Source organism: Vibrio sp. S9_S30, assembly GCF_014694455.1.
GTDB lineage: Bacteria > Pseudomonadota > Gammaproteobacteria > Enterobacterales > Vibrionaceae > Vibrio.
Genome location: NZ_JAAUWT010000002.1, coordinates 57,829 through 69,704 on the forward strand (window position 1 = coordinate 57,829; position 11,876 = coordinate 69,704).

Annotated in this window: 8 protein-coding genes; 3 read left to right on the forward strand and 5 right to left on the reverse strand. The window is 43.6% G+C overall.

Annotated features, from left to right (window positions below):
* Positions 1–107: 107 nt before the first annotated feature.
* Both HC752_RS02405 and HC752_RS02410 read right to left on the reverse strand, forming a co-directional pair.
* Entirely contained in the window at positions 108–1,652 is a 1,545-nt protein-coding gene (locus HC752_RS02405) for an alanine/glycine:cation symporter family protein (protein WP_190333497.1), read from the reverse strand.
* 370 nt (positions 1,653–2,022) lie between these two features.
* Positions 2,023–3,282 carry a D-amino acid dehydrogenase gene (locus HC752_RS02410; RefSeq protein ID WP_190333498.1) on the reverse strand — a complete coding sequence of 420 codons (1,260 nt, stop codon included), beginning with the start codon at positions 3,280–3,282 and terminating at the stop codon, positions 2,023–2,025.
* 138 nt (positions 3,283–3,420) lie between these two features.
* Here HC752_RS02410 and HC752_RS02415 point away from each other — a divergent pair, with 138 nt between their 5' ends.
* Both HC752_RS02415 and HC752_RS02420 read left to right on the forward strand, forming a co-directional pair.
* The gene (locus HC752_RS02415; protein WP_190333499.1) at positions 3,421–4,338 is read left to right on the forward strand and encodes a LysR substrate-binding domain-containing protein; all 918 of its coding nucleotides are present in this window, start codon (positions 3,421–3,423) and stop codon (positions 4,336–4,338) included.
* A 106-nt stretch (positions 4,339–4,444) separates the two neighbouring features.
* On the forward strand, positions 4,445–5,419 hold the full coding sequence (locus HC752_RS02420; protein WP_190333500.1) for an ion channel: 975 nt from the start codon (positions 4,445–4,447) through the stop codon (positions 5,417–5,419).
* Between the two features lie 36 nt (positions 5,420–5,455).
* Here the strand turns inward: HC752_RS02420 and HC752_RS02425 are convergent, their stop codons facing one another.
* Together HC752_RS02425 and HC752_RS02430 are read right to left on the reverse strand one after the other, a co-directional pair.
* On the reverse strand, positions 5,456–6,652 hold the full coding sequence (locus tag HC752_RS02425; RefSeq protein WP_190333501.1) for an EAL domain-containing response regulator: 1,197 nt from the start codon (positions 6,650–6,652) through the stop codon (positions 5,456–5,458).
* A 452-nt stretch (positions 6,653–7,104) separates the two neighbouring features.
* Complete coding sequence (locus tag HC752_RS02430) at positions 7,105–7,815, reverse strand: response regulator transcription factor (RefSeq protein WP_190333502.1); 711 nt, start codon at positions 7,813–7,815, stop codon at positions 7,105–7,107.
* Positions 7,816–7,994: 179 nt separating this feature from the next.
* Here HC752_RS02430 and HC752_RS02435 point away from each other — a divergent pair, with 179 nt between their 5' ends.
* Entirely contained in the window at positions 7,995–11,054 is a 3,060-nt protein-coding gene (locus HC752_RS02435) for a hybrid sensor histidine kinase/response regulator (RefSeq protein WP_190333503.1), read from the forward strand.
* Here HC752_RS02435 and HC752_RS02440 read toward each other — a convergent pair.
* Positions 11,021–11,749, reverse strand: coding sequence for a FadR/GntR family transcriptional regulator (locus tag HC752_RS02440; protein WP_190333504.1), 729 nt, complete (start codon positions 11,747–11,749; stop codon positions 11,021–11,023). The genes HC752_RS02435 and HC752_RS02440 overlap by 34 nt on opposite strands.
* Positions 11,750–11,876 lie beyond the last annotated feature (127 nt).

Below are 11,876 nucleotides of genomic sequence, written 5' to 3' on the forward strand. Positions count from 1 at the left end.
AAAACTGGTGCGGAAAGATATTGTAGATAAGAGGATTGAAACTTAATGAGAGAGGAGGCAGTTCTCGCTGCCTCCTGTATGTTTTCAACTCGTTAGCAGAGACAACCTTATGTTGATGGCTGTTCTACCTCACCAGTCGATTCTTTGGTTGACGGAGAATGACCCGTTTTACGTTTGTATTTTTCTTCCCAATATGTGGCCCCTTTGATACCAAGTTTGATTGGGTTAAACGTGTATTCGGTTACGCCCGCTTGCTGCTGTTCCTCATAATCCTTTAAGGCTTTAAGTGCTGGTTTTGCCATAAAGAAGATGATCAGAATCCCCACAATATTGAGCCATGCCATTAAGCCAACCCCGACATCACCCATTGCCCAAGCAAGGTTCGCTGTTTTTACGGTTCCATAAAATACCGCAGACAAAATGACCAGCTTAAGGGCAAAGATCATTCCGCTCACTTTGAACGTACGTCGGATATAAGCGATGTTGGTTTCGGCAATGTAGTAGTAAGCCAAGATGGTGGTGAATGAGAAGAAGAACAAAGCAAAAGCAATGAACAGTTTCCCAACGCCCGGCAAGGTACTTTCGATCGCCATCTGAGTAAAGGCTGGACCGTTCGCGCCAATGGTTGCAGGTAGATTTTGGATCAAGAATTGTCCTTCCGCACCACCATGAACGTTATAGGCACCAGTGATAAGAATCATAAATGCTGTCGCGGAGCATACGAGCAGCGTATCAATGTAGATAGAGAAAGCTTGAACCAAACCCTGCTGCGCTGGGTGATCAACATTGGCAGCAGCGGCAGCATGAGGACCTGTGCCCTGACCTGCTTCGTTGGAGTAAACACCGCGTTTCACCCCCCAACCAATTGCTGCACCAAAGCCTGCCATTGGAGTGAAGGCATCACCAATGATCATCGAGAAGATACGAGGAACTTCGCCAATGTTAAGAAGGACGATGACAAACGCAATGACGATGTAGGCTAATGCCATGAACGGAACGACAAATTGTGTGAAATTGGCAATACGCTTAACGCCACCAAAAATGATGAAAGCTAAGATAATGGAAATAAAGGTGCCGGTAAAAATTTTAGCGAAACTGTAAGTGCCTAGCCCTGTATCTATCATCATGCCTGCACCAAAGGCGGTTTCAACGGCATTACCAATACTGTTTGATTGAACGCCTGGAAGAAGAACACCGCACGCGAAGATGGTGGCTATAGCAAAAACCCATGCATACCATTTTTGGCCCATGGCTTTCTCAATGTAATAAGCGGGACCACCACGGAACTGACCTTCATCTTCTTCTTTGTAAATTTGCGCCAATGTTGATTCAGCGTAGGCCGTTGCGGCACCTAAGAAAGCCACTACCCACATCCAGAACACCGCACCTGGACCGCCGAAACCGATCGCCGCTGCAACGCCTGCAATGTTACCCGTACCTACACGTCCTGAAAGTGAAACCGCAAGGGCTTGGAATGAGGAGATGCCTTTAGAAGAGCTTTTGCCTGATAAAAGCAAACGCCACATTTCTGAAAAATGGCGAACCTGAACAAAGCGAGTGGTGATGGAATAGAACAAGCCTGCACCCAAGCACAGGTAAATGAGTACTGGGCTCCATATTATTCCATTAAGAAAGTCGACGAGTGACTGCATGACTCTTTCCCTATATTGATGTTGTGTTGATGTAAAAAGAAAATGATATGTTAATCCTGAGCGTGATCAGTTTGTTAACATTTTTATCTTATTGTTACTGCTATCGTGATTTAGAGCACGTATTGCTAATATTTTGAAATACTTTGGCTGAAAGTTGTGCAATCAATCGATGATGTGTGATTTTTTTTCAAAAAGAATAAACTTATCGACCATGATTCTGTGATTTCTGCATTCATGTACCTATTTATCCTTCCGATTAAGTTGACTTACTTGGAATGAAATTCTTAACGGTTTGATCCTAAAAGAAGAGTCCAATGAGGGGACGCATTGGGCTCTTTACTTCGGTTTGATTTACGTACTTCGTTGTCGATTACTTGCGTGTGTAGCGAGAGTAGGATAGGTCCTCATATTCAATATCCGGTGTTTGATTGGCGACAATATCAGCCAATAGTCGTCCAGAACCGCAAGCGAGAGTCCAGCCCAGCGTACCGTGCCCGGTGTTGGTGAACATATTAGACAAGGGGGTTTGCCCGATGATCGGTGTGCCATCTGGGGTCATAGGGCGAAGACCAGTCCAGTACTCTGCATCCGATAGTCGGCTTGCTTTGGGGAAAAGATCGGTGAGTACTTTATTGATTGTTTTAGTGCGCTTAATCGGAAGCGTTTGGTTAAAGCCCGCCAATTCAGCGGTTCCAGCCACACGAATCCGATCATCAAATCGAGTAATGGCCACCTTAAAGGTTTCATCCATTATGGTCGAATTTGGTGCATTGTCTTCGTCTTCTACTGGAACGGTTAGGGAGTACCCTTTTACCGGATACACAGGCAAATGGATCCCCAACGGTTTAAGCCACTGTGCAGAGTGACTGCCCATGGCAACTACGTATTTATCCGCTTTGAATGTCTGTTGAGTGGTCGTCACTCCGGTGATCATTTTTTGGTTATGTTGAATGTCTTTTACTTCTTGGTGGTAGTGAAATTGGACGCCGACATTTTTACAGTGCTGCTCCAATTGCTGGCAAAACAAAAAGCAATCACCAGTTTCATCATTAGGCAAATACAGACCGCCTGTCAGCTTGTGTTTGACCGCGGCTAACCCCGGTTCTTTTTCAATACACTGTTCAACATTGAGCAAATGATGCGGAATGCCACTTTTTCCTAATAGGTACATGTCTTTTCCGACGGCGTCTATTTGTTCTGCATGACGAAATACTTGCAATGTTCCGAGTTTTTTTCCTTCAAATTCTAAATCGAGAGACTGCGTCAATTCCCGCATGCATAATTTGCTGTAATTCGCTAAGCGAAGCATTCTCGATTTGTTTTGTTGGTATTTCTTCTCGGTGCAATTTGCCAGCATCTTCAGACTCCAGCCCATCATGTTTGAATCTAACGGTGGGGATATCTTGAGTGGTGCATGTGTCTGCGCTAACCACTTTATGGCTTTAAACGGAATGCCTGGAGCTGCCCACGGAGCTGAATAGCCATAGGAAAGTTGCCCAGCATTAGCAAAACTGGTTTCCAAAGCACTGCTTTCTTGCCTATCGATAACCTCAACATCAAATCCCGCTTGTCTTAAATACCAAGCACTGGTTAAACCAATAACGCCACTTCCAATCACTAAGGCTTTCATTTTTGCTTATCCGTTTTAGTTCGTTTATTTCAAGAGCCGTAATCCGCTGCGTAGTGTCTGGTGTTTACAAATGGTTAACAATCGATAAAAATTACAACTAGCCTTTAGAAAAACTAAACACAAGTGTTGAGTAACAGAATGGAAATTGTGAAAAGTAGCATTGTTAGCCACCTATCAACATTCGAAGTTGCAGCGCGGGAGGGCAGCTTTACTGGCGCATCTCGTATCTTGCATAAAACAACAGGCGCAATCAGTCAGCAAATATCACTGCTTGAAAAACAACTTGGATTCCCACTGTTTGAAAGGCATTCTCGTGGGGTTCAGTTGAATGAAAATGGCCGCATTTTGTTTGAATCGACCCAGCAAGGGTTAACGATGATACACAATGCAATAGAGAGTATTCGTAGTGCAGCGAATACAGAACAAGAAATTCGCCTTAAACTTACCCCATCATTTGCCTATAAGTGGTTAATGCCTAGGTTACAAAATTTCTATAGTCTTTATCCCGATATTCAAATCCAGAGTTACGCGGAAGCAGCATTAGTGGACGCATACAGTGGCGACTTTGATTTAGTGATTGATTATGGTGTGGTTCCATATAGAGATTCGCGTGCTAGTTTGCTTCTTAAAGAATCCCTTCTTCCGGTTATGTCACCTGCTGTGATGGCGCAGTATGATTGGGCAAACGATCCCAAGATATGGGAGAAAGTGCTGTTGCTGCACGATGGCATGCCATGGCGGCACGCTGCAAAGGATGTGGAGTGGCAGATGTGGTTAAAGTTAAACAATGCCTCCCCCAGTGAGCTCAAAGGGCATTTCTTTAACCGAGCCGATATGGCCATGGCGGCGGCAGAAGCAGGGGTTGGTGTTGCTATGGGGAGGTTGTCCCTATTGGAAGAGGACATTAAAAATCAAAGGTTATGTAGCCCATTCCCACCGACCCCCGTTGAAGCGGGGTATTTTCTTATTCAGCATAAAGAAAGCGAAAGTATAGAAAAGTTCACTCGCTGGTTAAGGCAAGAAGCAGAAAGCAGAAGGCAGAAAGCGAATAAATAACCACGTCTCCTTTTGTGACCGATTCAATCCCCACCTACACTTTAAAAGTATTTTGCGTCAAGCACCGTTGGCTTGATGCCTTTTCAAGATTTTTAGGGTGGATGTGATGGCAAAAAATACCACATGTAACTATTGCAACCCAGATGGTTGGCAGTGCAGTGAACCAGCTGGTGAATTGGGGTTGTGCTATTGGCATGATCCGAAGGTGGACAAGAGTAAGGATGATGTAAAAGCCAAAGTTGAGCAATGGGCAAAAGATGGCAAACCGCTGGATGGATTCCAGCTTTCTAGAGCCAAACTGGAAGACATCAACCTCGTGAACCGCGGAAGCAAAAAAGGGTATAAATGTCGTAATGCGGATTTCTATCGGGCAGATTTGCGTAATGCTCATTTCTTTGGGCTCGACCTTAGAGGCTCTTCATTAATGAAAAGTACGTTGACCGGGTCAAACCTGCACTGTGCGCATCTTGAAGATTGCAATCTGCTTGGTGCTGATCTGAGCCGAGTCCGCCTTGAGAACGTTGAGTGGGGGGAAGAGCTCCAACAAGAAAGAAAGGCCATGGAGGCGATTCGGCAGGGAGAGATAACGAAGTCGGTCGAGTTATGCCAAGAGGCCGAAGAGGTGGCAAGATGCATTCGAAAGCAGTGCGAGAAAGAAGGGCTGTTTGAAATAGCGGGGTACTTCTTTAAAAAAGAGATGGTATTTAGGCGTTATCAAATGCCTCGTTTCAGCTCCAAGCGACTTATTTCGAAAGGTGTAGATTTGTTCTGTGGTTACGGAGAATCCCCTATTCGAGTGGTTATGTTCTCTGTGTGTTTGATTATTTTGTGCGCACTAGCCTATTTTTTTCTGGGCACGACGGCATCGAATCCGATTTATCCTAATATGCATGGTTACAAGGCCGTCTTTTTAGAGTTTTTGAATGCACTTTATTTTAGTGTTGTCACCTTTACGACGCTTGGCTACGGCGATATATCGCCCATTGGACTGGCCCGGTTTGTTGCCGCTTTTGAGGCATTTTTAGGGAGCTTTACCATGGCCTTGTTTGTCGTTGTTTTTGTTAAAAAAATGACACGATAAAAATGACACGATAGTAGTGCCTGTATGTATTTCACATCATTGATGTGGGACTTTTATCCAACTATGGTACCAGCGGAATAGATTATCGATGGGTCTGGGCGTGCAAATCAAAAAACCTTGAATGTGCATGTTCCTGTAATTGTTTTCCAGATAGTTTAAGTCTTCAATGGTTTCCATCCCTTCTGCTATAAGCGTGACATTCAGTTTGGACGAAATGTCGGAAAGAGAATTCACGACAACTTGGTTAAATTGATCGCAATGAATGTCTGTGATTAAGCTACGATCAATTTTCACCTCAGTAAAAGGCAGGCTTCGAAGCTGCTGTAGGTTGGTAAAACCCGTGCCAAAATCATCCAATGACAATCCAAAGCCGCGAATACGGAATCGGTTCAAAGACTCCAATTGCTCGGTACTTTTTAAGGCAAATTCTTCGGTGATTTCTAAGATGATTTGCGATTTATTTATGCCTTTAGACGTGACGATTTCACTTAACACATCGGGGTAGGCAGGATTGACCAATTGGCTGGGAGAAAGGTTAATACTAAGCTTTATGTCATTATCAAACTTTTTACATAACGTCGGGAGATCGTCGAAAGATTGCTCTAAAATATGCAGTGTTATGTCATCGAGTAAATCATGGCGCATTGCCGTAGGTATGAATTGACCGGGAAGAATAGCCTTGGGAGTACCGGGTCTGCAAATCCTAGCAAGCACTTCAACGCCGTTCACCTTATGAGTTAGGATATCCACTTTAGGCTGATAATAGGGCGTAATGTAGCGTTTTTCGATGCACTCAATGAGTTCATCTTTTGACATTTTTTTATAATGTACGAAATTGCGCTCTTCCATTTGTATGAGTTTATCGAGTGCTCTTTTAAGGCTACTCAAGTCAATAGGCTTAGCAATATTCCCAAGTAGGTAAACTTGATGTTGCCGAGCTATGTCTGCGGCTAATTCTATGATCCGTATTTCCATATCGGAGATAATGCAAACCCCCCCTTCAAACTGCATTTCCCCTAACTGTTTAATGACTTCCATACCATCAATTTCAGGCATATTGAGATCGGTAAAAACAGCACTGTACTTATGTGTGCTGCTTCGAATGGATTCCAGTGCTTTTTTAGAGCTAGAAAAGGTGATTACGTGAGGGTAGCCCAGTTTGAGCAACATGGTTTTCATTACCATGAGAGTCGCTTGAGAGTCGTCAATTACGACGATTTTTTTTTGTTTCATGTTTACTAACACCTATAACCAATGTGCATTTTTAGTAATTGACCTATTTGTGTTTTTTGTTCAGCAACGGGGTAATTCGAATTTTATGTTCATCTATTAAAAGCTAGTTGAAAGAATAGATATATCAAGCTAACTGTCTTTTTCTCTAAAGCTCGTGTGGTGTGAGAGGGAAGAACACAAACAAAAAGACGAAAATAAATGGCGTTGAAGTACGGTTGTGAAAGGTTTTATATGAAAACAAATACGTCAGGAGGTAGGGCATATTCCATCAGCGAGTCTGTAAAACATGCCGAACCGTTTATTTGTGGCGACCTACAAACACGTAAAAGTGACTCGTAAACCCTTGAGTATCGAATGCTATATTGATAATTGAAGTGATGTGGAAATGACGAAACTCAGATCCGAAAGCGGGTTATTCAAAAAGTGATGAGGGTATTCAAAAAGTATTGGTGTTACTGAGTGGCGAGCATGTAACCTTTACCGCGAATCGTAACCAATAACTCAGCATGTGAGCTGTTTGCTTCGAGTTTCTTTCGTAGTCGGCTAATTAGCATGTCAATGGATCGGTCTGTTGGCGACCAGTTTTGGCTTTTTGTTATTCTCACGAGTTGAGGTCGAGTGCATACCTTTCCGGCGTTCCCAATAAGAAAGAGCAGCGCTTCATTTTCAGCATCGGTTAGGCGAAATTCAGTCCCATCTTTATGGAGTAACAACTTATTTTCCTTATGTAGGCGAATACCAGGGTAGACATGAATGTAGATAGACTCTTGATCGTATTCGTGTGAAGGAACGTCATTGCGACGTAACACCGCTTGAACTCTAAGCAGCACTTCCACCATATTCAATGGCTTCACGACATAATCATCAGCTCCACGAGCGAGTCCTTTGATGCGATCTTCATCAGATTTTCTGCTGGACACCAATATAACTTTGCACAATTTTTCTTTAGAAACACAGTGTGCGATCTCTGTGCCATCAGCGTGAGGTAACACAACATCACAAAGTACTAAATCGATAGGTGGATGGCTATTTGCAACCTGTTCAAAAGCGCCCTCACCAGTCGTGTTGATGAGGACATCATAACCTTGAGATTGTAAAGCTTTTACGAGTGATTCACGCGTTGGTGCGTGATCTTCGACTACTAAAATACGACGATGAGGCATGAGAGCTAATCTGACCCTAGATTGGAATGCAGTTTTGGCATTGTTTGTTAAATATTTACAACGAGTATCAGTTAAAAAAAATGAAACAACCCACCAAATATTGAAATAGTTTATAATATTTCGCTCAATTTAAAAACTATCAATTGTAATGTTCCATGTCGCACTTTAATGTCTCATTTATGAAAAATAGTACTATTGCCATTCTATTTATTCTTAGCTCAGTCTTGAGTTTTGGAAGCTTTGCTCATGTAAAGAAAACATCGATTCCCATTGCAAGCATGAGCAAGTTCGAGGATGTAAGTGCAAGTATGAGGATTAATGATGTTTTATCATTAAAGCAATCTGAGTGGCAAGCCATCCCGATAAATGAAGTGAGCAATTTCGGGTACAGTAAATCGGCTTATTGGCTGAAGGTCACTTTTACGCAACCGTTAGAAGATTGTTGCATTTTGACGGTTTCATACACACCACTGGACTATCTGGATTTTTACCAAGTGATAGATGGCAATCGTCTTGTGCATCAGCAGTCTGGGGATCGTTATGCGTTTGATGTGCGCCCCTTTCATGATAGGCATAATACGTTTCGTATAACCCATGCCAGTGATGGTCCTACCGTTTTTTACCTAAGAGTGCAGAGTGAAAGCATCCTCCAACTTCCTTTGGATTACTACACCGACATTGAATTTGCTCAGACTTTAGGGCAGGAAAACTTCTTTCTAGGGCTCTTTTACGGGGGGCTACTTTTAATCGCGGTCTACAACGCTTGTGTCTTTTTTCGCTTACGAGACAAAGTGTATGCGTACTACTTATTCTTTGTGATTAGTGCGGCATTAAGCGCGGCATGTTGGGATGGTTTGGCTTTTCACTATTTGTGGTCGAATGCACCGGATTGGGCAAGCCGCTCGATACCGATCACCACTGGATTGCTCACGTTTTGTACGTTGCTATTTAGCCAAGAATTGTTACAAATCCGTAAGAATATGCCGTGGGCAAACATAAGTATTGAGCTCACAAAGGCGGTTTCCGTTCTTCTGATAATCATGACCTATATCGTGTCTTATTCTACCGTAGGTCAGTTGAGTTTTGCTGTTTCCATTGGCTCTGGCGTTATTGGAATGTTGGTCGGTATTGCCGCACTGTATAAGAAAATTGAAGGCTCCGGTTTGTATTTAGTGGCGTGGTCACTCCTATTTATCGGAGTCAGCATGAACTCCATGGTGAACATAGGATTGATTCATGACAGCGCTCTCACTAACTATCTAATACATTTAGGCGGTGTGATTGAAGTTTGTTTATTTTCGGTTGCTTTGGCGAATCGCATTAAATTGTTGAAGCAAGATAAGCAAGACGCTGAAACTCGAATGTCCATTGAAAGGCAAATCGCCCAAGATAAAGCGAATACGTTGGCGATCATCAGCCATGAACTTCGAACCCCAATGAATGCGGTTCTTGGGTTTGTGTATCTGGCCAAACAAGGTAAAGGGCAACTGAGTACACAAGATTATTTGGAAAAAATAGAGCAAGCTTCTTCCAATTTGGTGAAGATCATTAATGACAGCCTCGATTTTTCTAAGCTCGAACAGAAAAAACTAAGTTTGAAATGCGAGCCTTTCAATTTGATTGATGTGGTGGATCACGTGACGTCCGTCTCGACCCCTGGTCTGGCGGGGAAGCCCGTTCAAATGCACATTCAAGTCGCACCAGATGTCCCTTTCCATTTACTGGGAGACCGTGTTCGGCTAGAACAAGTCATCATCAACTTGACCAACAACGCGATTAAGCATACCGATCAAGGGCACGTAGGGGTGGGGATCTCTGTTGTACGCAAGTTTAGTCATAAAGTGGTTCTCGCCTTTAGGATCTCGGATTCTGGGCGGGGGATATCCCAGCAATCTCGCGATCGTCTTTTCAAACCTTATTCACAGTTGGATGAACACCATAAAGGCACAGGGCTTGGCTTGTCGATAAGCCAGAAAATCATTCACCTGATGGGGGGGCAGATAAAGTGTTCTAGTGAGGTAGGGCAAGGTTCTTTGTTCTCATTTGAATTGTCCTTTCCATTAATTAACTTACCCGAGCGCCCATCCGAATCCGCGCATGTTTTGCTGGTCTGTGAAAATACCTTATTCGGTGAAAATACGGAGCTGACACTAAGGTGGTTAGGTATGGAGTGCGATCTTGTGTCGGCATCGAAAGCCTTGGAGATGACGTGTAATTACGATCTTATTCTTGTGGATCAAGCGTTGGGAGGGATATCGGGAGAAACCTTTATCGATATACTTAAAACCACCGACCTTTCGGACATTCCCGTCGCCATACTCTGTAACATTGACGAAGTGGACGGGGTCGATGGGAATGTTTTCCGATTGAGTAAACCGATTCGTGTATCGGATGTCCTTCAGCTAGTGAGCAAAATGAACGGGAATGTGGTGGATAAGCAAAGCACGGTATCTGATACGGACTATGCGCTCAGCGGGCTACACGTGCTGGTGGCCGATGATAACAAATTGAATCGGGAGTTCATCAGCGACATGTTGGCCATGTTTGGTGCCGATGTCGATGTTGTTGAAAATGGTCAACAAGTGCTCGATACCTTGTCGAATTATCATTATCACGTGTTGTTGCTGGATCTTCATATGCCAGAAGTGGATGGCATAGAATGCGCAACGGCAATTCGACAGAAACCAGAGTTATCGGATTTATCCATCATTTGTACCAGTGCAAGCCCGGGGGCGATATCGCAACATCTCGATGTGTTTGAAGATTGCATTGCGAAACCGATTATGGCCAATCAGCTACTGAAGTTACTTTCGCCGTATTGCCATGATATTGCCCACGATAAAAAACGTCATACGAAAGGCGAGATACGTTGGCCGTTGGAGGAATCGACGCTGTTCATTGAAGGCATCGACATGGCATTGTTATTGGACCAATGCGCTCATTGCGAACTAAAAGTGAACGATCGGCTGGCAATATTCTCTGATATGGCCATGTCATTTTTACGCGATTTATCAGACACTCAGAACGAAAACACACGCGACCTTCAACGCATTTATCACGATTTTGCGGGAACCGCAGGGGCAATTGGGGCAGTAGATTTACAGAATATGGCGTTATCGCTGGACTCGTCACTGCAAGACGGAAGGTTTGACAATAACCTATCTGAAGAACTGTCTAAGCAAACGGCTGAAATGGTTGCTCGAATTCAGGACTCTTCCATTTCTTCAACGGTGGTGTGATGTACGCTGGTGAGGTGCTTTAGCATTGCCTTCTCAGCGGCATCCGCATCGTGTTGCCCCAATGCTTCGTAAATGGCCATATGCTCTAAATAACTTTGTTCGATGGACCCTTTTTTACTCATGACTTGGCGGCGAAATTTCAAACCAAAGGAATAGAGTTCATCAGAATAGTTAACGAAAATCGGATTGGCTGCAATTTCAGCAATGTTCAAATGAAATTGGTGATCGGACAATTGAAATCGGACAGGATCTGAAAACATGTTGGATTGCTGTTTAAGCAATGCACCTAATTCGTTGAGTTGAGATTGAGTGATGTTTTTTGCCGCTTGACGGACAATCGCCGCTTCGATCACTTTTCGGCTTTCAAAAACCGTGTCTACAGAGTGGTTGTTGATTTGTAAGCTGGATGATTCCGGTAACCAATCATTGCGTTTGAGCAGTTGTTCATCTCTATTGACCCGGGTTTTAGAACCATGAGAAACGTGGATCATGCCATACGCTTGAATAATGCCTAAAGCGCCACGTACGGTTTCTCTGCTCACTCCAAACATGCTGCTGAGTTCTCGCTCGCTAGGTAACTCATCGCCATCACGTAACAGTCCCGTTACGATCATTTCCAGAATCTTTTCCGCCAGAATGTCTTTTTTGGTTTTGTTTTTCAGGGTTTGCTCAAAGGCAAAAGCTGAACGAGTCATAAAGGGTTACCCTTGTGTGCAATTCTTTCATAATTATGGGGATGGTGCAGTTTAAGAGCAAGCTTAAGGAAAAACGGGAAGCAGAAGAAAGGATTCACAAAAGCGACGTATCGGCATTGAACGTCAC